General features: G+C 63.1%; 23 protein-coding genes. All 23 read left to right on the top strand.

Annotated elements, in window-relative coordinates; translation table 11 throughout:
• Positions 1 to 162: 162 nt before the first annotated feature.
• Complete coding sequence (locus DESUT3_RS13040) at positions 163 to 945, top strand: hypothetical protein (protein WP_221248921.1); 783 nt, start codon at positions 163 to 165, stop codon at positions 943 to 945.
• Positions 945 to 2,393 (top strand): SLC13 family permease, encoded by a 1,449-nt coding sequence (locus DESUT3_RS13035; protein WP_221248920.1) that lies wholly within the window; start codon positions 945 to 947, stop codon positions 2,391 to 2,393. The genes DESUT3_RS13040 and DESUT3_RS13035 overlap by 1 nt, the downstream gene beginning before the upstream one ends.
• Positions 2,394 to 2,414: 21 nt before the next feature.
• Complete coding sequence (locus DESUT3_RS13030; protein WP_221248919.1) at positions 2,415 to 3,122, top strand: phosphoadenylyl-sulfate reductase; 708 nt, start codon at positions 2,415 to 2,417, stop codon at positions 3,120 to 3,122.
• Positions 3,123 to 3,215: 93 nt separating this feature from the next.
• The gene (gene cysD, locus DESUT3_RS13025) at positions 3,216 to 4,121 is read left to right on the top strand and encodes a sulfate adenylyltransferase subunit CysD (protein ID WP_404826973.1); all 906 of its coding nucleotides are present in this window, start codon (positions 3,216 to 3,218) and stop codon (positions 4,119 to 4,121) included.
• Positions 4,122 to 4,223: 102 nt separating this feature from the next.
• The gene (gene cysN / locus DESUT3_RS13020; protein WP_221248917.1) at positions 4,224 to 6,161 is read left to right on the top strand and encodes a sulfate adenylyltransferase subunit CysN; all 1,938 of its coding nucleotides are present in this window, start codon (positions 4,224 to 4,226) and stop codon (positions 6,159 to 6,161) included.
• A gap of 50 nt (positions 6,162 to 6,211) precedes the next feature.
• Positions 6,212 to 7,525: a nitrite/sulfite reductase gene (locus tag DESUT3_RS13015; RefSeq protein WP_221248916.1), complete on the top strand. Its 1,314-nt coding sequence runs from the start codon at positions 6,212 to 6,214 to the stop codon at positions 7,523 to 7,525.
• A gap of 163 nt (positions 7,526 to 7,688) precedes the next feature.
• Complete coding sequence (gene kdsB, locus DESUT3_RS13010) at positions 7,689 to 8,444, top strand: 3-deoxy-manno-octulosonate cytidylyltransferase (RefSeq protein ID WP_221248915.1); 756 nt, start codon at positions 7,689 to 7,691, stop codon at positions 8,442 to 8,444.
• 119 nt (positions 8,445 to 8,563) lie between these two features.
• Positions 8,564 to 10,168 (top strand): CTP synthase, encoded by a 1,605-nt coding sequence (locus DESUT3_RS13005; RefSeq protein ID WP_221248914.1) that lies wholly within the window; start codon positions 8,564 to 8,566, stop codon positions 10,166 to 10,168.
• Positions 10,169 to 10,996, top strand: coding sequence for a 3-deoxy-8-phosphooctulonate synthase (gene kdsA / locus DESUT3_RS13000; RefSeq protein WP_221248913.1), 828 nt, complete (start codon positions 10,169 to 10,171; stop codon positions 10,994 to 10,996).
• Between the two features lies 1 nt (position 10,997).
• Positions 10,998 to 11,969: a KpsF/GutQ family sugar-phosphate isomerase gene (locus DESUT3_RS12995; RefSeq protein WP_318835940.1), complete on the top strand. Its 972-nt coding sequence runs from the start codon at positions 10,998 to 11,000 to the stop codon at positions 11,967 to 11,969.
• Positions 11,969 to 12,484 carry a KdsC family phosphatase gene (locus DESUT3_RS12990; RefSeq protein ID WP_221248911.1) on the top strand — a complete coding sequence of 172 codons (516 nt, stop codon included), beginning with the start codon at positions 11,969 to 11,971 and terminating at the stop codon, positions 12,482 to 12,484. Before DESUT3_RS12995 ends, DESUT3_RS12990 begins: the two co-directional genes overlap by 1 nt.
• 84 nt (positions 12,485 to 12,568) lie before the next feature.
• On the top strand, positions 12,569 to 13,150 hold the full coding sequence (gene lptC / locus DESUT3_RS12985; protein WP_225911504.1) for an LPS export ABC transporter periplasmic protein LptC: 582 nt from the start codon (positions 12,569 to 12,571) through the stop codon (positions 13,148 to 13,150).
• Complete coding sequence (gene lptA / locus DESUT3_RS12980; protein WP_221248909.1) at positions 13,147 to 13,644, top strand: lipopolysaccharide transport periplasmic protein LptA; 498 nt, start codon at positions 13,147 to 13,149, stop codon at positions 13,642 to 13,644. Before lptC ends, lptA begins: the two co-directional genes overlap by 4 nt.
• The gene (gene lptB, locus DESUT3_RS12975) at positions 13,641 to 14,366 is read left to right on the top strand and encodes an LPS export ABC transporter ATP-binding protein (RefSeq protein WP_221248908.1); all 726 of its coding nucleotides are present in this window, start codon (positions 13,641 to 13,643) and stop codon (positions 14,364 to 14,366) included. The genes lptA and lptB overlap by 4 nt, the downstream gene beginning before the upstream one ends.
• A 60-nt stretch (positions 14,367 to 14,426) precedes the next feature.
• Positions 14,427 to 15,887 carry an RNA polymerase factor sigma-54 gene (rpoN, locus tag DESUT3_RS12970; protein ID WP_221248907.1) on the top strand — a complete coding sequence of 487 codons (1,461 nt, stop codon included), beginning with the start codon at positions 14,427 to 14,429 and terminating at the stop codon, positions 15,885 to 15,887.
• A 98-nt stretch (positions 15,888 to 15,985) separates the two neighbouring features.
• Positions 15,986 to 16,531: a ribosome hibernation-promoting factor, HPF/YfiA family gene (hpf, locus tag DESUT3_RS12965; RefSeq protein WP_221248906.1), complete on the top strand. Its 546-nt coding sequence runs from the start codon at positions 15,986 to 15,988 to the stop codon at positions 16,529 to 16,531.
• A gap of 93 nt (positions 16,532 to 16,624) precedes the next feature.
• Positions 16,625 to 17,086, top strand: coding sequence for a PTS sugar transporter subunit IIA (locus DESUT3_RS12960; RefSeq protein ID WP_221248905.1), 462 nt, complete (start codon positions 16,625 to 16,627; stop codon positions 17,084 to 17,086).
• A gap of 14 nt (positions 17,087 to 17,100) precedes the next feature.
• Positions 17,101 to 18,075, top strand: a complete 975-nt coding sequence (gene hprK, locus DESUT3_RS12955) for an HPr(Ser) kinase/phosphatase (RefSeq protein ID WP_221248904.1) — start codon at positions 17,101 to 17,103, stop codon at positions 18,073 to 18,075.
• Entirely contained in the window at positions 18,072 to 18,938 is an 867-nt protein-coding gene (gene rapZ, locus DESUT3_RS12950) for an RNase adapter RapZ (protein WP_221248903.1), read from the top strand. Before hprK ends, rapZ begins: the two co-directional genes overlap by 4 nt.
• Before the next feature lie 4 nt (positions 18,939 to 18,942).
• Positions 18,943 to 19,344, top strand: a complete 402-nt coding sequence (locus DESUT3_RS12945) for a PTS sugar transporter subunit IIA (RefSeq protein ID WP_221248902.1) — start codon at positions 18,943 to 18,945, stop codon at positions 19,342 to 19,344.
• A gap of 91 nt (positions 19,345 to 19,435) precedes the next feature.
• The gene (locus DESUT3_RS12940; protein ID WP_221248901.1) at positions 19,436 to 19,924 is read left to right on the top strand and encodes a PTS system mannose/fructose/N-acetylgalactosamine-transporter subunit IIB; all 489 of its coding nucleotides are present in this window, start codon (positions 19,436 to 19,438) and stop codon (positions 19,922 to 19,924) included.
• A gap of 1 nt (position 19,925) precedes the next feature.
• Complete coding sequence (locus DESUT3_RS12935; RefSeq protein ID WP_221248900.1) at positions 19,926 to 20,618, top strand: PTS sugar transporter subunit IIC; 693 nt, start codon at positions 19,926 to 19,928, stop codon at positions 20,616 to 20,618.
• Positions 20,619 to 20,625: 7 nt separating this feature from the next.
• Positions 20,626 to 21,420: a PTS system mannose/fructose/sorbose family transporter subunit IID gene (locus DESUT3_RS12930; RefSeq protein WP_221248899.1), complete on the top strand. Its 795-nt coding sequence runs from the start codon at positions 20,626 to 20,628 to the stop codon at positions 21,418 to 21,420.
• Positions 21,421 to 21,475: the final 55 nt, after the last annotated feature.

Below are 21,475 nucleotides of genomic sequence, written 5' to 3'. Positions count from 1 at the left end.
CACCGTACAAAAGACCGCGAAATAAAATACAGTAAAAATATCAACAAAAAATTGGCCGGTACAATTTTTAATCTTGACCGTGCAGCCTGGTTTAGGGTAGGCTCTGCAACATAAAACCCGAACGACATACTAAAGAAAATTTGCGGGGCTCGAGATGCCCCCATGGGCCTGGCAACTATGAACCTGGATCCGCAGAAAATTTATCGACTTCGCTCCGCGCCGGTCACTCCCGCCGTGCCCGGGGAATTGCGTCGCGTGGATCAGGTGTTTTTCGTGGGGGCCGACCTGCCGACCCGGCCGACCCTGGAAACGATTTTCGAGAGTGATTGCCAGTGCCCGGTCGACCTGTTCTGGTTCGATTTCTCCGATGACGAGGCGTACCTCGGCGCCGAGGAGCTGGTGCGGCAGATCAAGCGCAACTTTCGCGGCTTCGTCCTCGGGCGTTTCGAAACACCGCCCGCCCATGGCTTGATCGACAGGGCCTATGCCGCCGGACTCGATCTGCTGGAGATCCCAGCGGAGGGCCAGATGCCAAGCCTGGCTGGAGAGGCTGCCCTGGAGCATGCCTGCTCGGTGTTCCCCCGCTGGTCGGTGGTGGGCTCCCTTGCGGCCCATCCTCGCTCCCTGCCGCGGCTCGATGCCTTGGCTGAGCGGGGGGTGGTGCCGATGCTCAGCCTGGACGATACCGGCGGGGAGGCGAGCGAAGCGGATTTGCACGATGCCTTTCAGGGCCTGGCCCGCTGCTGGCGGAAGTACCGGGTTGCCCTCAAGCCGCTGCGGCCGCTGATCGAGTTGGCCACCCCCCTGGTGACCCCGCCGCGCCCACGGGGGCTGGGGGCGTTGCTCGACAAGGTCGACGATGCGCGGCTGCGCACCGCCTCGGACCTGCGGCGCCAGCTGCGGGTACGCGAAGTCGAAGCCTCTTTCGAGTCGGCGGGGCTGTGATGGAGCCGGTGGTTTTCGACAAGCCGCTGAAGATCGACCGGCGGCCGCTGTGGCGCATCCTGGCCGACCGGACCCTGCGCTACCAGGTCATCGCCGCCCTGCTGGTGGTGGGCGGGGTGCTGTTCTGCTTCGCTCCCCCGGCGGGGCTCTCCCACCAGGGGTACCACTCGCTGATCGTGTTCGGGGTCTGCGTGGTGCTCTGGGTGTCGGGGCTGGTGCCGCTGGCGGTTACCTCGCTGCTGGCGATGGCCGCCATCCCGGTGCTCGGCATCATGGAGGCGAAAAAGACCTACGCCCTGTTCGGCAACGAGGCGGTTTTTTTCATCCTCAGCGCCTTCGTGCTGGCGGCGGTGATGACCGGCAGCGGGCTCTCCACCCGCCTGGCCCGGGCGATGCTGGCGCGCTTCGGCAGCACCCCGACCCGGCTGGCGCTGACGGTGTTCTCCCTTTCGGCGCTGCTCTCCTTCGTCATGAGCGAGCACGCGGTGGCCGCGATGATGTTCGCGGTGGTGGTCGAGATCGTGCGCAGCCTCGACCTGCCCGCCGAAAAGAGCGGCTTCGGCAAGCTGCTCTACATGGCCATCGCCTGGGGCTGCGTCATCGGCGGCATTGCTACTTTCCTCGGCGGCGCCCGGGCGCCGCTGGCGGTGGGGATGCTGCGCGAGGCGACGGGGCTCGATTTCACCTTTTTCGAGTGGATGGCGGCCGCCCTGCCGATCGTCATCCCGCTGCTGCTGGTCGGTTTCGTCCTGCTGCTCAAGCTGTTTCCCCGGGACATCGCCAGCGTCGAGAGCGGCATCCTGTTTCTGCGCCGCCAGCGCCTGGAGATGGGCCGGATGAGCTTCAACGAGCAGATCGTCGCCCTGATCATGGTGCTGACCATCCTCGCCTGGGTGTTTCTCGGCAAAAAGCTGGGGCTGGCCAGCATCGGCATCTTCGCGGTAGCCGCCCTGTTCGTTTTCCGCGTGGTCTCCTGGCAGACCATCGAGGAGTACGTCAACTGGGGGGTGATCCTGATGTACGGCGGCGCCATCACCCTGGCCTCGGCCCTGGAGAAGAGCGGCGCCGCCAAATGGCTGGCGGACAGCGTGCTGGCGGGGTGGCTGGATCGGCCCTTTCTGGTCATCGCGGCATTTTCCCTGCTTTCGCTGGTGCTCACCGAGTGCATCAGCAACGCGGCGGTGATCGCCATCCTTATGCCGGTGGGGATGAGCCTGCAGCAGAGCATGGGGATCGACCCGCGGGTGATGACCCTGACCATCGCCCTGCCGGCCGGGCTGGCATTCTGCCTGCCGATGGGCACCCCGGCCAACGCCATCGTCTTCTCCTCCGGGGTCCTCAAGATGCGCGAGATGGTCCTGCCGGGCGCGCTCATCATGACCCTCGCCTGGTTGTTGTTTCTGGCATCGGCCTGGCTGGTCTGGCCGCTGCTCGGCCTGCATATCTGACGATAGAAAAGGAATGAACCGATGAGCCAAGAGCACGTTGCAACCCTTCCCCAACTGTCTGCCGACGCCGGCGCCGAGCAGATCCTGCGCGCGGGCGTCGCCGCCGCCGGCGGCCCTGTGGCCCTGGCCTGCTCGTTCTCCGTCGAGGACGTGGTGATCATCGACCTGCTGCGCCAAATCGCCCCCGAGGTCCGGGTGTTCGCCCTCGACACCGGCCGGCTCAACGAAGAGACTTACGAGGTGGCCGAGGCGGTTTCCGAGCGCTACGGCATCCGCATCGACTGGTACTTCCCCCAGCGCGAGGCGGTGGAAAAGCTGGAGCGGGAGAAGGGGCTGTTCTCCTTCCGCGAGAGCCTCGAGAATCGCCACGAGTGCTGCCGCATCCGCAAGGTCGAGCCCCTGGGCCGGGCCCTGCAGGGGCTTGCCGGCTGGATCACCGGCCTGCGCCGCGAGCAGAGTGTGACCCGCAGCGACCTGCGCGCCATCGAGATCGACCAGGCCAACGGCGGCATCGTGAAGATCAACCCCCTGCTCGAGTGGAGCGAAAAGCAGGTCCGGGAGTACGCCGAGCAGAAGCGCCTGCCGGTCAACCGCCTGCACAAGCAGGGCTACCCCTCCATCGGCTGCGCCCCCTGCACCCGGGCCGTCCAGCCTGGCGAGCACCCCCGGGCCGGGCGCTGGTGGTGGGAAGATCCAGCGAACAAGGAATGCGGATTACATAAACGTTGAGCATCCGTAGGGGCGAACCTGTGTGTTCGCCCGCATTTCGAACAAGGGCGAACACACAGGTTCGCCCCTACGATGAAACAAGGGACAACAACGATGACCCCAAAAATGACCCACCTGCGCCAGCTCGAGGCCGAGAGCATTCACATTATCCGCGAGGTCGCCGCCGAGTTCGAAAAGCCGGTGATGCTCTACTCCATCGGCAAGGACTCGGCGGTGATGCTGCATCTGGCGCGCAAGGCCTTCTACCCGGCCAAGCTGCCGTTTCCGCTGCTGCACGTCGATACCACCTGGAAGTTCCGCGAGATGATCGAGTTTCGCGACCGGATGGCCCGCGAATGCGGCTTCGAGCTGCTGGTGCACGTCAACGAGGAGGGGGTGCGCCAGGGGATCGGCCCCTTCTCCCACGGTTCGGCCCTGCACACCGACGTGATGAAGACCGAAGCGCTCAAGCAGGCCCTGGACAAGTTCAAGTTCGACGCGGCCTTCGGCGGCGCCCGCCGCGACGAGGAGAAGTCGCGGGCCAAGGAGCGCATCTTCTCCTTCCGCAGCGCCAGCCACCGCTGGGACCCCAAGAGCCAGCGCCCCGAGCTGTGGAACATCTACAACGCCAAGGTGCGCCAGGGCGAGAGCATCCGCGCCTTTCCGCTCTCCAACTGGACCGAGCTCGACATCTGGCAGTACATCTACCTGGAGAACATCCCCATCGTGCCGCTCTACTACGCCAAACAGCGCCCGGTGGTGGAGCGCGACGGGATGCTGATCATGGTCGACGACGAGCGCCTGCAGCTGCGCCCCGGCGAGCAGGTGCAGATGAAGTCGGTGCGCTTCCGCACCCTGGGCTGCTACCCGCTGACCGGCGCCGTCGAATCGACCGCCGCCACCCTGCCCGAGATCATCCAGGAGATGCTGCTCACCCGCACCTCCGAGCGCCAGGGCCGGCTCATCGACCACGACCAGAGCGGCTCGATGGAGAAGAAGAAGCAGGAAGGTTATTTCTAGGAGCTTGGGTCGCGACGGATCCGACCGATCGGTCCGATCCGACGGATCAGCCGAATCAGGCGCGCCCCCAAAGAGGTTTTTCTGTTCATAAAAGAGGTTGCAATGGCTCACCAATCCGATTTGATCGCCCGCGACATCCACGCCTACCTGAAGAGCCAGGAAGAGAAGGGGATGCTGCGCTTTATCACCTGCGGCAGCGTCGATGACGGCAAGAGCACCCTGATCGGGCGGCTGCTGTGGGATTCGAAGATGGTCTTCGAGGACCAGCTCGCCGCGCTGGAAGCCGACAGCAAGCGAGTCGGCACCCAGGGGGAGAATATCGACTACGCCCTGTTGCTCGACGGCCTGCAGGCCGAGCGCGAGCAGGGGATCACCATCGATGTGGCCTATCGGTTCTTCTCCACCGACAAGCGCAAGTTTATCGTCGCCGACACCCCCGGCCACGAGCAGTACACCCGCAACATGGTCACCGGCGCCTCCACCGCCCAGGTCGCGGTGATTCTCATCGACGCCCGCAAGGGGGTGTTGACCCAGACCAAGCGCCACAGCTACCTGGTTTCGCTGGTCGGCATCCGCCACGTGGTGCTGGCCATTAACAAGATGGACCTGGTGGACTACAGCGCCGAGCGCTTCGAGCAGATCCGCGCCGAATACGAGGCCTTCGCCGAGGGGCTGGGTTTCGAGCAGATCGCTCCCATCCCCATCTCGGCCCTCGAGGGGGCCAACGTCCTGGTGCGCAGCGACTCAACCCCCTGGTACGGCGGCCCGACCCTGATGGAGTATCTGGAAACCGTCCAGGTGGCCGATGCCTCGGCGGGCAAGCCCTTCCGCATGCGGGTGCAGTGGGTCAACCGGCCCAACCTCGATTTCCGCGGCTTCTGCGGCACCATCGCCTCGGGTTCGATCCGCCCGGGCGACGAGGTGGCGGTCACCTCCTCGGGCAAGACCAGCAAGGTGGCGCGCATCGTCACCATGGACGGGGATCTCGACCAGGCCGCCGCCGGCCAGGCGGTGACCCTGACCCTGAGCGACGAGATCGACATCAGCCGCGGCGATACCCTGGCGACGCCGGAAAACCGCCCCTTCCACACCGACCAGTTCGAGGCCAAGATCGTCTGGCTCCACGAGGAGGCGCTGCTGCCCGGGCGCAGCTACCTGATCAAGGCGGGCTCCAGCACCGCCCCGGCCCAGGTAAGCGATCTGCACTTCAAGGTCAACGTCAACACCCTGCAGCACGAGCCGGGCAAGACCCTGGCGCTCAACGAGGTGGGGGTGTGCAGCCTGAGCGTCAGCAAGGGGATCTCCTTCGACCCCTATGGCGACAACCGCGGCATGGGCAACTTCATTCTCATCGACCGCTTCACCAACGCTACCGTCGGCGCCGGGATGATCGACGCTCCCCTGCAGCGCGCAGCGGGCGAAGACTGGCACGCCATCGAGATCAACAAGACCGCCCGCGCGGTTCTCAAGGGGCAGCGGCCCAAGGTGCTCTGGTTCACCGGCTTGCCCGGGGCGGGCAAGTCGACCCTGGCCGCCCTGGTGGAGAAGAAGCTGCATTCCCACGGCAAGCACACCTACATCCTCGACGGCGACCAGCTGCGCCACGGCCTGAACCACGACCTGGGCTACAGCGACCCCGACCAGGTGGAACACATCCGCCGGGTGGCCGAGGTTTCCAAACTGTTCGTCGATGCCGGCCTGATCGTGCTCGCTTCGGTGACCTCGCCTTTCCGCAGCGAGCGGGCCACGGCCCGCGAGATCCTCGAACCCGGGGAGTTCGTCGAGATCTATGTCGACACCCCCCTGGAGGTCTGCGAGGCCCGCGACACCACCGGCCTCTACCAGAAGGCCCGGGCCGGCGAACTGAAGGACGTGACCGGCATCGACGCCATCTACGAGCCGCCGGAGAACCCCGAGATCACCGTGCACGGGGCCCAGGGGGCGCCGGAGGAGTTGGCCGAAAAGCTCGTCCACGAGCTCTACCGGCTGACCGGCTGCGACGCCGCGCCGTTGACCTTTGAGGGGACCGCAGGCATATAATGAGGCGGCCCGAAGGGTCTGTCCAAGTAAACATCGAAGGGATCGAGTCCATGTCCGACACCACCATCGACTACCAGAAACTGCGGATCAACGGCATCTATCAGCAGAATGCCGAGGGGGACCTGATGCTGCGGGTCAAGGTCCCCGCCGGGGTGATCTCCGCCGAACAGACGGAGAAGGTCTGCGCTATCGCCGAGCGGTTTTCCAACGGCAAGCTTCACCTGACCAGCCGCGGCAGCATCGAGATCCACTGGCTGCGCTACGAAAACCTCGCCGAGGTGACGCGCATGCTCGCCGCGGTGGGGTTGACCTCCCGGGGGGCCTGCGGCGGCGCGGTGCGCGGGATCTCCTGCAGCACCACCTTCGCCGCCGGGTTCGGCACCGCCCAGGTGCTGGCCCGCAAGCTGCACCGGCATTTTGCCGGCAACCCCCATTTCGAGGGGCTGCCGAAAAAGTTCAAGATCGGCGTCGACGCCGGCTATCAGGGGGCCCGCCACCTGATCCAGGACGTCGGCCTGGTTTATCTCGGCAGCGAAGAGGGGCGCGAGCTCTACGACGTCTGGGTGGCCGGGGGGCTCGGCCGCCAGCCCCAGCCGGGGTTCCTGTTCGCCAACCGGGTGGCGGAGAAGCGCCTGCTCCCCATCATCGAGGCGGTGGTGCGGGTCTACAAGGCCAACGGCCAGGCCGGCAAGCGTCTCAAGCACCTGCTGAACGATATCGGCGAGGCTCGGCTTCGCGACCTGGTGGCCGCCGAGATGGCGGCTGTCAGCGCCCTCGAGATTGCCAACCCCCTGCCCGAGCAGCTGACGGCAAAACCTCAGGCGGATTCTCTGGAATTTGTTGAAGTGCCCGTTTTCGCCGGGGAGATTTCGGCAGAGAAGCTCCGTGCCCTGGCCCGGGTCGCCGCCCAACAGGCAGAGGGTTTCCTGGCCCTGACCGCCGACCAGAACCTGGCGCTGCTGCCGGGCGAGGGGCGTCCTGTCGAGGCGGTGCGCCAAGCGCTGGCCGCGGTCGGGCTGGCCGGACCGGCGCCCGAGGAGGCGGTCAGCTTCCGGATCTGCCCCGGCAGCCACGAGTGCCGCATGGGGCTGGCCCCGGTGCGCGATGTCGCCCGCGAGCTGATCGGCGCCATGGGCGGACAGGCCCGCTCGGGCCGCTGGGCGATCTCGGGCTGCCCCAACTCCTGTTCCCAGCCGCAGCTGGCCGATTTCGGCATCGTCACGGTGAAAAAGGTCGCCGGCGAGGATGGCGAGCGCCGGCCGCTCTTCGACCTGTTGCGGCGCGAGGGCGAGGGTTTCGGCGAGCCGGTGCAGCAAGGGATCGGCCTGGAGGAGCTGGTCGCGGCGGTAGGCAAACTCACCTGAACCGCAGGTGAGCCGTGAGGAGAAAAAAGTGGGTGGCCCAGGTGGCCGCCCCTTTTCGCATCGGGCCGAAAACCTAACCCCCGAGGGCGTTTGCCCGGCTTGACAACCCCCGGGTATTTCATTACTCTACGGGCGGTTTTATCCTTCCCGAAAGGAACCTCCCATGCGCGTCACCGCCCTTATTCCCGCCCGTTACGCTTCGAGTCGTTTCCCCGGCAAACCGCTGGCGGAGATTGCCGGCAAGCCGATGATCCAGTGGGTCTACGAGCGGACCTCCCGCTCCGCGCTGGTCGACCGGGTGATCGTGGCCACCGACGACGAGCGAATCCGCCAGGCCGTTCAGGCTTTTGGCGGAGAGGTGCAGATGACCCGCAGCGACCACCCCACCGGCACCGACCGGCTGGCCGAGGTCGCGGCCCGGATCGAGACCGATATCGTAGTCAACGTCCAGGGGGACGAGCCGCTGATCGACCCGCGGATGATCGACATGGCGGTGGAGCCGTTGACCACCGACCCCTCCATCCCCATGGGCACGCTCAAAACCCCCATAGCCTCGGTGGAAGAGTTTCTCAACCCCAACGTGGTCAAGGTGGTGACCGACCGGGAGGGCTTTGCCCTGTATTTCTCCCGCGCGCCCATCCCCCACCCCCGGGATTTTGCCGACGGTCTGCAGGAGCAGTTTCAAGAGCTGCAGGCCTGCAAGCATATCGGCCTCTACGTCTACCGCCGCGATTTTCTCCTCGCCTACCCCGGGCTGCCCGTCACCCCCCTGGAAAACCTGGAAAAGCTCGAACAGCTCCGGGCCCTGGAGCACGGGCATAAAATCCGCGTGGTGGAGACCTCGCTGAGTTCGCTGGGAGTGGATACTCCCGAAGACCTCGAGAAGGTCAGGGAATATCTGAAAATTAACCGAATTTGAAATAAAAGCCCCGAAAGATTTGGGGTTTTCTTTTTAGGGGCATCTGTGTAAGATTCTTTCTTTGATTTTATGCCGCAGTTGCGCGCTTATCGTATCCTGTACCAGCAAAAGGAGTTTCAATGAAAACCAAGTTTCTGTTCATCACCGGTGGCGTGGTTTCCTCCCTGGGCAAGGGCCTGGCGGCCGCCTCGATCGGCGCCCTGATGGAGGCGCGGGGGCTGCGGGTGTCCATGCAGAAAATGGACCCCTACATCAACGTCGACCCCGGCACCATGAGCCCTTTCCAGCACGGGGAGGTGTTCGTCACCGATGACGGAGCTGAAACCGACCTCGACCTGGGCCACTACGAGCGCTTCACCACCGCCCAACTGTCGCGCAAGTCCAATTTCACCACCGGCCAGGTCTACGACTCGGTCATCCGCAAGGAGCGCCGTGGCGACTACCTCGGCGGCACCGTGCAGGTCATCCCGCATATCACCAACGAGATCAAGGCCAAGATCCTGGAGAACGCCAAGGGGGTCGATCTGGCCATCGTCGAGGTCGGCGGCACCGTGGGCGACATCGAGTCGCTGCCGTTCATGGAAGCGATCCGCCAGTTCCGCACCGACCGCGGCCACGAAAACGTGCTCTATATCCACCTGACCCTGGTCCCCTACATCCCCACCGCCGGCGAGCTCAAAACCAAGCCGACCCAGCACAGCGTCAAGGAGCTGCGCGAGATCGGCATCCAGCCCGACATCCTGCTGTGCCGCTGCGACCGGGAGATTCCCCGGGACATGAAGGCCAAGATCGCCCTGTTCTGCAACGTCAAGGAGGAGGCGGTCATCACCGCGCGGGACGTCGAGTCGATCTACGAGGTCCCCATCGCCTACCACGAGCAGGGCCTCGACGAGCGTATCGTCGATTATCTCAACATCTGGACCAAGGCTCCCGACCTCACCCCCTGGGAGCGGATCGTCAAGCGCGTCAAGGAGCCGGCTTCGGAAATCCGCATCGCCATCGTCGGCAAGTACGTCGAGCTCACCGAGAGTTACAAGTCGCTCTCCGAGGCCCTGATTCACGGCGGCATCGCCAATGACTGCCGGGTGAATCTCAAGTACGTCGACTCGGAGTCGCTGGAGCGCCACGGGGTCAACGGCACCTTCGACGACGTGGACGGGGTCCTCGTCCCCGGCGGCTTCGGCGAACGCGGCAGCGAGGGGAAGGTCGCCGCCATCCAGTATGCCCGGGAAAAGGGGAAGCCGTTTTTCGGCATCTGCCTCGGCATGCAGATGGCGGTGGTTGAATTCGCCCGCAACGTTTGCGGCATCGAACAGGCCTACTCCTCCGAATTCCGTGAGGACGCCAAGAACCCGGTGATCCACATCATGGAGGAGCAGAAGAAGGTCAAGGGCAAGGGCGGGACCATGCGCCTTGGAACCTATCCCTGCGAATTGGGCAAGGGGACCCTGGCGCGGCGCATTTACGGCCAGCAGAGTCTCACCGAGCGCCATCGCCACCGCTACGAGTTCAACAACACCTATCGTCAGAAACTGCAGAAGAGCGGCCTGGTGCTCTCGGGGATCAACCCCGAGTCGGACCTGGTGGAGATCGTCGAACTGGCCGAACACCCCTGGTTCCTTGGCTGCCAGTTCCATCCCGAATTCAAGTCGCGGCCGATGGCTCCCCACCCGCTCTTCGAATCCTTCGTCGGCGCCTGTCTCAAGCAGAGGAGCGAGAAGTAGATGGTTCGCGAGATCACCGTCGGCAACGCCGTGTTCGGCGGCGGCCGCCCCCTGGTTCTGATCGCCGGCCCCTGCGCCATCGAGGAGGAGGGGCTGACCCTGCGCATTGCCGAGTTTCTCAAGCGGCTCACTTCGGATCTGGGCATCGGCCTGGTGTTCAAGGCCTCCTACGACAAGGCCAACCGCACCTCGGTCACCTCCTTCCGCGGTCCCGGCATCGAGGAGGGGCTGCGGATTCTCGAGCGCGTGAAGCGGGATTTCGATGTGCCGGTCATCTCCGACGTGCATGACCTCAGCCAGGTCGCCCCTGCGGCCGAGGTTCTCGATATCCTCCAGATCCCCGCCTTTCTCAGCCGCCAGACCGACCTGCTGGTCGCCGCCGGCGAGACGGGGAGGGTGGTCAACGTGAAAAAGGGGCAGTTTCTCGCCCCCTGGGACATGCGCAACGCGGTGGGCAAGATCGAGTCGACGGGCAACCGCCAGATCCTGCTCACCGAGCGCGGCGCCTCCTTCGGCTACAATAACCTGGTAACCGACATGCGCTCGTTGGTCATCATGCGCGAAACCGGCTGCCCGGTGATTTTCGACGCCACCCACTCGGTGCAGTTGCCAGGCGGCGCCGGCACCTCCTCTGGGGGGCAGCGGCAGTATGTGGGGGCTCTTTCCCGGGCGGCTGTAGCCACCGGCATCGATGGGCTGTTCTGGGAGGTCCACGAAAATCCCGACAAGGCCCTGTGCGACGGACCCAACTCGCTGCCGCTGGGCGATGTGCCCAAGATGCTCAAGGAAATCCTGGCGATCGACGCCATTGTCAAGGAAAGCAACTGAAGTGAACGATATTGTTGAATCGGCAAAGCGGGTCCTGCGCATCGAGGCCGAAGCGGTCTCGGCGCTGATCGAGCGGATCGACGGCAATTTTTCCAAAGCCGTGGAAATGGTCCTGGCCTGCCAGGGGCGGGTGGTCATCACCGGCATGGGCAAGTCGGGCCTGATCTGCCAGAAGGTGGCGGCGACCATGGCCTCCACCGGCACGCCGGCCTTGTTCCTGCACCCGGCCGAGGGTATTCACGGCGACCTGGGGATGCTGATGAAGGGCGACCTGGTGGTGGCGGTCTCCAACTCGGGTGAGACCGAGGAGGTGGTGCGCATCCTGCCGATCATCAAGCGCATGGGCCTGCCGCTGATCACCATGAGCGGCAACCCCTCCTCCACCCTGGCCAAGGCCGGGGACGTGTTCCTCGACATCTCCATCCAGGAAGAGGCCTGCCCGCTGGGACTGGCGCCCACGGCCAGCACCACCGCCACCCTCGCCATGGGCGATGCGCTGGCAGTCGCTCTGCTGCTGCAGCGGGGCTTCAGGGAGGAGGACTTCGCTCTCTATCATCCCGGCGGATCCCTTGGCAAGCGCCTGCTGCTGCGGGTCGAGGAGATCATGCACGCGGGTGCGGCCATCCCCCTGGTCAAACCGGAGACGCCGGTCAAGGAGGCCCTGTTCGAGATCACCAGCAAGAAGCTCGGCATCACCGGGGTGGTCGATCCTGCCGGGGCGCTGCTCGGCGTGTTCACCGACGGCGACCTGCGCCGGGTCATCGAAAAAGGTTTCGACGGGCTCAACCGCCCCATCGGCGAAATGATGTCGCGCAACCCCAAGCGCATTCTGCGCTCGAACCTTGCCGCCAAGGCCCTGCAGAAGATGGAGCAGCACTCCATCACCTCGCTGTTCGTTTTCGAGCACGATGAGGATCAGGCACCGGTCGGGATCGTGCACCTGCACGACCTGCTCAAGGCGGGGGTGGTGTGATGAGGGAGCGTCTGGAGCCGATCAAGCTGCTGCTGCTCGATGTCGACGGAGTGATGACCGACGGCCGGATCATCTACGACGCCAACGGGGTGGAGACCAAGGCCTTCGACGTCAAGGACGGTCACGGGCTCAAACTGATCCAGCGGGTCGGCATCCGGGTCGGGATCATCACCGGCCGAGAGTCGACGGTGGTCAATCGGCGCGCCGAGGAGCTGGGCATCGAAATCCTCTACCAGGGGGCCAAGGACAAGCTGGTGCCGTACCGGGAAATCCTCGAGACACTGGGGATCGGCGACCGGGAAGTGGCCTACGTCGGTGACGACGTGGTCGATTTGCCGATCCTGCGCAGGGTAGGCTTTGCCGCAACCGTGGCCGATGCCGTCGAGGAGGTCAAGTCCTGCGTGCATTACGTGACCTCCAGGCCCGGCGGCCGCGGCGCGGTGCGCGAACTGTGTGACCTGATCCTTAAGCAGACCGGCCGCTGGGAAGAGCTGACCGCCAGGTATTTCGCCTGACCATACATCAGATTCAAATCCCGTGCCAACCTCCGGAAAATCGCCTTTACACCCTTGTTCTATGATGGTATACTCTATCCAACCATGGCACGAAAGTTAAATGTTCGTAATTTCTTGGTTTTTTTGATGTTTTCGCTGGCCTGCGGCCTGGCCGTGACGGTGGCGGTCAATTTCCGCGGCGGCGGTCCGGAGGAGGTTCTGGACTCGCTCCCCAGCAACATCGACCTGGCTTTAAAAAAGATCAACTATACAGAGACCCGCGATGGGGTCCGCCGCTGGACCCTGGTGGCCGATTCGGCTGCCCACAGCGTGCGGCAGGGTGTCACCAGCATCGAAAATGTCGAGCTGACTTTCTTCGACGAAAAGGGTGAGGAGAACGGCACTCTGAAGGCGAACCTCGGGCAGATCAATCATGAGGTCGGGCTCGTCGAGGTGGAGGGGGAGGTCGTGGTCACCAACCCCCGGGGAGACGCCTTCTACACGGAGCGCTTGGCGTACCGGAACGACGAGAACATGATTTCCGCGGTGGATCGGGTGCGCGTGGTCGGGAAGGAACTCCAGGTTACCGGCAGAGGGATGCGCCTCAATGTCGAGGATTACACCTACGAGTTGCTGGCCGAGGTTACCGCTCTGATCCCAGGCGAAAGTGACGTTAGAAGACGATGAGGAATAAGGCAGTCCTGGCCCTTGCGGCGTTAGCGATATTCGTTGCCGGCCCGATCCATGCGCAGACCGGCGCGGGCCTGGGGTATTCGAACGATCAGCCCATCCAGATCAAGTCCGACCGTCTCGAGGGTGACGACTCCAGGGGGTTGGTCACCTTTCTCGGCAACGTCATGGCCACCCAGGGGCCGATCTCCATCTATGCGGAGAAACTGATCATCGTCTACACCCCCAAGGGGCGGGAGATCGATCGGGTCGAAGCCGAGCAGGGGGTGCGGATTGTGCAGGGCGACCGGGTGGCCACGGGTCAGAAGGCCGTCTTCTACAATCGCGAGGGGAAGGTGGTGCTGACCGGATCGCCGAGGGTCAACGATGGTGCCGACTTCGTTGAGGGTGAGGAGATCACCGTTTTTCTGAACGAAGAAAAGAGCATCGTCAAGGGTGGCGGCTCCTCTCGGGTGAATGCGATATTCCATCCCCAGGGGAAAAAACCTTGAGTCGCCGGCTCAGGGCCAGGGAACTCTGCAAGGCTTATCGTGGCAGGCAGGTGGTGCGCTCGGTCGATCTCGAGGTGGCCTCGGGCCAGGTGATCGGGCTGCTCGGGCCAAACGGCGCGGGGAAAACCACCTCGTTCTACATGGTGGTCGGGCTGGTCAGGCCGGACCGGGGCAAGGTGTTTCTCGACGACCTGGAATTGACCGACCTGCCCATGTACCAACGGGCCAAGGCCGGCATCGCCTACCTGCCCCAGGAGGCGTCGGTTTTTCGCAAGTTGACCGTTGAGGAGAATCTGCTGGCGATCATCGAGACGCTGGGACTTTCCCAGGAGAAGGGGCGCAAGCGAAAGGATCAGCTGCTGGAGGATTTCCGCCTGACCCATGTGGCCAGGTCCCCGGGCTATGCGCTCTCGGGCGGCGAGCGAAGGCGCGTTGAAATCGCCAGGGCCTTGGTCATCGAGCCTGCATTCATCCTCCTCGACGAGCCCTTCGCCGGCATAGACCCGATCGCCGTCATTGACATCCAGAATATTATTTCCGAACTCAAGTCCCGGGGCATCGGTGTCCTGATTTCCGATCACAACGTCCGGGAAACGCTCGGTGTCTGCGACCGGGCCTATATCCTCAACGAAGGGGAAATCCTTGAATACGGGCAACCGCAGCAAATCGCGGAAAGCCCCCGTGCGCGGGCCATCTACCTGGGTGAAAAATTCAGGCTCTGAGACGCCCGGCAGGTTCAGTCAATCCATCAAAACAAGCGGGGCCCGCCCCCCGGGAGCAGCATGGCACTAGAGATCCGCCAACAATTGAAACTGAGCCAGCAACTGGTCATGACGCCGCAACTGCAGCAGGCCATCAAGCTGTTGCAGCTGTCGCGGATGGAACTGGTCGACATGGTTCAGCAGGAATTGGAGGAGAACCCGGTTCTGGAAGAAGGGGTCGAGACCCTGGATGAAAAGGAACTGAGGGAGGAAGTCAGCGAAAGCGGGCCCGAGAACAAGGAAGGCGAAGCCCCGGCCCAGGAAGTTAAGGAGGTTGCCGGGGAAAGCGAGGGGCTCAGCGACATCGACTGGCAGACCTATCTCGAAGGGTATAACCTCGGAGGTTCGACGGCCGACTTTTACGAAGAGGATGAGGACCGGCCCTCCTACGAGAACCTGCTGACCAAAAAAAGTACCCTCTTCGATCACCTGATGTGGCAGCTTAGCCTGTCCCGCATCAATGACGCGGACCGGGCCGTCGCCGGCGAGATCATCGGCAACCTCAACGAGGACGGCTACCTGCGGGCCACCACCGAGGAGATCGCCGGCAGTACGGGGGTCGAACCCGAAAAGGTCGAGGCGGTTCTGAGGCTGGTGCAGGAACTGGATCCGCCCGGCATTGCCTGCCGCAACCTCCAGGAGTGCCTGCTCAGGCAGGTGCAGAGCCTGGGGATGGAGGGCTCCATCGTCGAGGCCGTACTTCGTGATCACATCGGCGAGTTGGAGAACCGCAAATACCCCGTCATCGCCAGGGCCCTCGGCGTGCCCCTCGACGAGGTGCTGGGGGCGGCCAAGATCATTTCCAATCTCGACCCCAGGCCCGGCAGCGCCTTTGGCCAGGAGGACGTCCATTACATCACCCCGGATATCTTCGTCTACAAGATCGGCGAGGAGTACGTGGTGGTGCTCAACGACGAGGGCCTGCCCAACCTGCGCATCAATTCCTTTTACCGCAACGCCCTCTCCGGTGCCGAAAAGGTCGACGAGAAGGCCGGCGAATACATCCAGGAGAAACTGCGCGGCGCGGTCTGGCTGATCAAGAGCATTCACCAACGCCAGCGGACCATCTACAAGGTCACCAGGAGCATCGTCAAGTTTCAGCGGGAATTCTTCGACAAGGGGATCGAATACCTGAAGCCGCTGGTTCTTCGGGATGTGGCCGAGGACATCGAGATGCACGAGTCGACCATCAGCCGCGTCACCACCAACAAGTACGTGCAGACCCCGCAGGGATTGTTTGAGTTGAAGTTTTTCTTCAACAGCGGTATAAGCACCACCCAGGGCGAATCCATCGCCTCGGAGAGCGTCAAGAGCAAGATCAAGGAGATCATTGGCGCGGAGAATCCCAAAAAACCCTACTCCGACCAGAAGATCGTGGAGATCCTCAAGGAGCACGGCATCGATATCGCGCGACGCACCGTCACCAAATACCGCGAGATGCTCGGGGTGGGTTCCTCCACCGAAAGAAAGAGGCTTTTTTAACCCCTCTCCCCGTTGGTCATTGGCCCCGGGAGCGATATACTTCAGATAAAGGTATCAGCGTCCCCGCGAAGGGGACTATCACCAGGAGGTTTTTTCTTATGCAGATTGATGTCACTTTTCGTCATATGGAAACCAGCGAGCCTCTGCGTGCCTACGCGGATGAAAAGCTTGCCCGGGTCAAAAAGTATATCGATGAGCCGATCGACGTGCAGGTGGTTCTTTCGGTCGAGAAGAAGATTCGCCATAAGGCCGTGGTCACCATGAACGCCAAGGGGATCGGGATCAAGGCCTCCGAGGAAACCAACGACATGTACGCCGCCATCGATGCGGTCCTGGACAAGATCGAGCGCCAGCTCAAGCGCTACAAGGAAAAAATCAAGAACCACAAACCCGAAGCGGGTCGCGGCCGTGAAATCCGCAAAACCGTTTTTGCCGCCGAGAGCGTCGAAGAGGGGGCCGTGGAGCCGGTCATCATTCGCAGCAACAGCTTTCAGGTAAAGCCCATGGCGGTTGAAGAGGCGGTCATGCAGATGGATCTGCTGGAGAAGGAATTCCTGGTGTTCACCGACTCCGCTACCGAGGAGATCAATGTCGTCTACCGTCGCAAAGACGGCAACTACGGTGTCATTGTCCCTCAGAAATAATCGGCCGGATACAAATTGCAAGGGGGGAGGGGCGGCTGCCCGTCCCCCCGCGGATTTTAACGGTTCACTGCACTGGTATCTTGATGGATGGGTATGAAGATCGTTGATCTGCTTAATCCTGCGGCCATCGTGGCCGATTTGAAGGCCGAGGGAAAGAATGAGGTTCTTGCCGAACTGACCGACGCCATGCGCAAAGCCGCAAGCAGTCTTGACCGGGATGAGGTGATCCAGGTCCTGCAGGAGAGGGAGCGGCTGGGAAGTACCGGCATCGGCGAGGGAGTCGCCATCCCCCACGGCAAATTGAAGGACATCGACAACCTGCTCATCTCCTTCGGGCGCAGCAAGGCTGGGGTCGAATTCGACTCCATGGACGGCAAGCCGGCCCACCTCTTTTTTCTGCTGGTGGCTCCTGAGGAGTCGGTCGGGGTGCACCTGAAGACCCTGGCGAGGATTTCCAAACTGCTCAAAAACCCCGCCGTGCGCCGCCGTCTGATGGAGGCCGGCGACGGTCAGGGGATCTACGACATCATCGCCGAGGAAGAAGCTAACCTCTAATACCTCCGGAAGCTATGGCGGGACTGAGTATCCAGGAACTTTTGGCTGAGAAGGAGGCCGGGCTCGACCTCGAACTGCTTGCCGGGGAGCGCGGTCTTCTCAAGTCAGTCAGGGTCCCGCGCATTCAGAAACCGGGGCTCGCCCTTGCGGGGTACACGACCAACCTGCACCCCGACCGCATCCAGGTGCTCGGCTCCACGGAACTGACCTATCTCAATCATCTTCCCCGGGACCTGGCGGAAACCAACCTGAAACAGCTCTGCGCCCTGGATATATCCTGCTTCATCATCACCAAGGGGCAAACGCCCCCGGCGATGCTGGTGGAGGAGACCGAGCGCCAGGGAATCCCCCTGCTGCGTTCCCATCACCAGAGTTCGACCTTCATTTCCCTGGTTACCAAATTTCTCGAGGAGCGGTTGCTCCCGGCAACCACCGTGCACGGCGTGCTGGTGGATGTGCTGGGTGTCGGGGTGCTGCTGCTTGGAAAAAGCGGCATCGGCAAAAGTGAATGCGCCCTCGACCTGGTGCTCAAGGGGCACCGGCTGGTGGCGGATGATGTGGTCAAAGTGCGCATGAAGCTTCCCGCAGTGCTCTTCGGCGAGGGGAGCGATCTGCTGCATTACCACATGGAGATCCGCGGACTGGGGATCATCAACATCAAACACCTGTTCGGGGTTGCCGCAATCCGCGAGCGCAAGAAGATCGATCTGGCGATCGAACTCGTCGAGTGGCAGGAAGGGGTCGAATACGACCGGCTCGGCCTGGAGGACTTGTCCTATTCCCTGCTGGGGATAGAGATACCCCTGCTGCGGATTCCGGTGCGCCCCGGCCGCAATATCACCACCATTGTCGAGGTGGCCGCCCGCAATCAGCTGCTCAAGGAGATGGGGTACCACAGCGCCCTGGAGTTTCAGGATCGTCTGGAGCGGCGTATGGCGGAGATGGCCCACCTGCATGCCCACACCATCATCGGGGACAATCTCGAATGAGCCGCAAGCGGTTGATCATCATCACCGGCCTGTCCGGCTCGGGTAAGACCGCCGCCGCGCGGGCCCTGGAGGACGAGGGCTTTTTCGTCGTCGACAATCTGCCGCTGGCGCTGCTGCCGCAGTTTCTCGAACTGGCCGAACAGGGGGTGCGGTTTACGGCCAATCTTGCTGTGGTCATCGATGTGCGCAACCGGGATTTTCTGGCCGGCGTCGAGACCACCATGGAGGCTCTCGGCCGCGCCGGTTACGTGCCCGAAGTCTATTTTCTCGACGCCTCGGACGATGTGCTGATCCGCCGTTATTCCGAGACCCGTCGCCGCCATCCGCTGGCCCTCACCGCCAAGCTGGAGGAGGGAATCAGCAACGAGCGCCAGTTGCTGGCCGGACTGCGCAAAAGGGCGACCAACATCATCGACACCTCGTGGTTCACCCCCCACCAGTTGCGGGCCAAGATTTCCCAGCTGGCCCGGGGAGATGACGAGGCCACCCCGATGCTGGTGCAACTCCAGTCCTTCGGTTTTCGCAACGGGATCCCGGCGGGTTCGGACCTGGTGCTGGACGTGCGGTTTATCCCCAATCCGCATTTCGTGCCGGAACTTCAGCCGCTGAGCGGACTGGACAGGGAGGTCAGCGATTATGTGCTTAAGCAGGCCGCCTGTCAGGATTTTCTCAACCGCTTTCAGTCGCTGCTCGACTTTTTGCTTCCCCAGTATCGCCACGAGGGAAAGAGCTACCTGACCATCTCCATTGGCTGCACCGGCGGGCGTCATCGCAGCGTGGCGATCGTGGAGGCTCTTCGGGCCCATGTTCTTGGCGAGGGGATCCAACTCCAGGTGCTTCACCGGGACATTGCCAAGGTATGAACCCATGATCGGACTGGTAATCGCCACCCATTCCAACCTGGCCCAGGAGCTTATCAACGCCGCCGAGATGATCATCGGTCCGGCCAGGAACGTGAAGGCTGTCTGTATTCGCAAGGAGGACAGCGTGGAGACCATCCGCAGCGGGGTGATCGAAGCCATCGCTACCGTTGGCGGCGATGGGGAGGGGGTTGTGGTGATGACCGACATGTTCGGCGGGACGCCGGCCAATATCAGTCTTTCGCTGCTCGAGCCAAAAAAAATCGAGGTCCTGACCGGGGTCAACCTGCCCATGGTTCTCAAGTTCTTCAACAGCCAGGAGGGGCTATCCCTGTTCGAGCTGGCTGCAATGCTCAAGGCCTACGGTCAGCAAAGCATCTCCCTTGCCAGCGAATTTCTGCAAAACTGATTGGTGACCCATCGACCGGCTTCGGGCAGGTTCCCCCTCCAGCCACCGCCCCTCGGCAGGCACTGGTTCCGACAGGAGGCAGTCAAAAGACATGAGTCTCGTTCTAACCCGCATCGATAATCGTTTGATTCACGGCCAGGTCCTGGAGGCCTGGGTGCCGCATATCGGCGCTGACTGCATCGTGGTGGCCAACGATGAGGTGGCCCGGGTGAGTTTCCAGAAAACCCTGATGGCCGCCGCGGTGCCCAAGGGAATCAAGGTGCTTATCGACAGCGTCGAAAACGTGGCCCGGGCCTTCCACTCCCACGCTCTTGATGCGAGCAAGGTGCTGCTGCTTTTCGCCAGCTCCGGCGATGCGGTCAAGGCCCACCGCTGTGGGGTCGATTTCAAGGAACTCAACCTGGGCAACATGCACGGCGGGGAAGGCAAGGTGCGCTACTCCTGCACCATCGCTCTTGACCCCGCGGATGTCTTGAATTTCCAGCAGCTCGAGGCGGACGGGGTGCGGATCGTCTGCCAATGCGTGCCGCCCGACCGGGAACGAAGCTGGAAGCACCTGCTGCACAGCGTGGAGGGGTGACATGCCCGGGGTCGACTTTCTCATAGCCGGACTGGTTTCGGTGTTTGTCGGCCTCGATCGTACCGCGGTTCTTCAGGTGATGGTGTCCCGGCCTATCGTCGCCGCCCCCCTTACCGGCCTGCTGCTGGGAGAACCGGCAGTCGGGCTGCAGGTCGGGGCGCTGGTGGAGTTGCTCTGGCTGGGGCGGCTTCCGGTAGGGGCAGCCATCCCCCCGGATGATACCCAGGTGGCCGTCGGGGCAACCGCCCTGGCCATTGTTTTTCAGGGGCCGCTCGGCCTCACGGGGTTGGCACCGAGTGTTCTCTGCACCCTGGTCGCCCTGCCGCTGGGGCGAATCGGCCAGGCTTTCGACCGCTGGGCGCGGACCCGCAACGGCGAACTGCTGAAGCGCGCCCTGGATTCTCTGGATGCCGGCCAGCTGGAGGCTGCGGAGAAGAGTCATCTGCTGGGGCTGTCGCATTTCGCCCTGGCTTCGCTGGCCACTTACCTGGTGATTATTGGGGCAGGGTCGGCGGTGCTGCTGCTTTTCGGCTCGCCGCTGCTCCAGTTGGTGGACCCGGCCAAGGGCTGGCTCTGGATGGTTTTCCCGCTGGTGGGCACCGCGGTCATTCTCGGGACCATCAACGTGAGTCGTTCCCTGACCCTGTTCGGGGCATCCTTTACCTCGGCATTTCTGATGCTCTGGCTGTTGTGAGGTGAGTGTGGCCCCTTCAAAACTCCCAGCCGCCATCCTGCTGAGGGTGCTGCTGCGCTCCTTTATTCTTCAGGCGAGCTGGAATTTCGAGCGCCTCCAGAGCCTGGGGACACTCTATGTGCTGGCACCGGCTCTGCGGTTCTATTACCGGGAGGAGGAACTGGCCCTGGCTTACCGGAGGCATCTGGAATACTTCAATACCCACCCCTTCATGGCCTCAGCGGTGTTGGGGACCGCGTTGGCCCTGGAGGAAAAGCGCTCACGGGGCGAGAAGACCTATCTCGAGGTCAAGGAATTCAAGGGGATGATCATGGCCCCGTATGCCGCCATGGGAGATGCCCTGTTCTGGGGGGGGATCCGCCCTCTGGCCGCGGGCATCGCCTTGTTTTTTGCGGTAAAAGGGTCGCTTTGGGCTCCCGTGGCGTTTCTGCTGCTGTTCAACCTTCCTCACCTGGTGTTTCGGGTCGCCGGGCTGTTCGGGGGGTACCGGCTCGGTCTCAAGGTGGTCGAGCTCATCCAGGCCAGAAGGCTGCCGGATCTGGCCATCCGCTGCAAGGAAGGGACGGTGGTCCTGCTCGGCTGTTTCTGCGCTTATCTGGCCTTTATCTCCCTGCACGGCGAAGGGGTGCGGGCCGCATGGGGGTTGGCGGTGATTCCGGCGGTGGTGCTGGTGGGGTGGCTGGTGCGCAAGGGGGTTTCCACCCTTTTGCTGGTCCTGAGTATTGCCGGGATGATACTGCTGGCGGTTCAGCTCAATCAGCATTTGCCCGCATGGGTTGGAGGGGATTGGCTCAAATTCTGACCGGCCGGCGCGGACCCGGACGCCGGCCGTTGCTCTGGTGGTTACTTCGAAAGCT

Source organism: Desulfuromonas versatilis, assembly GCF_019704135.1.
Classification (GTDB): domain Bacteria; phylum Desulfobacterota; class Desulfuromonadia; order Desulfuromonadales; family NIT-T3; genus Desulfuromonas_A; species Desulfuromonas_A versatilis.
The sequence above is the reverse complement of the archived record's forward strand: the minus strand, read 5'-3'. Positions and strand labels throughout refer to the sequence as shown.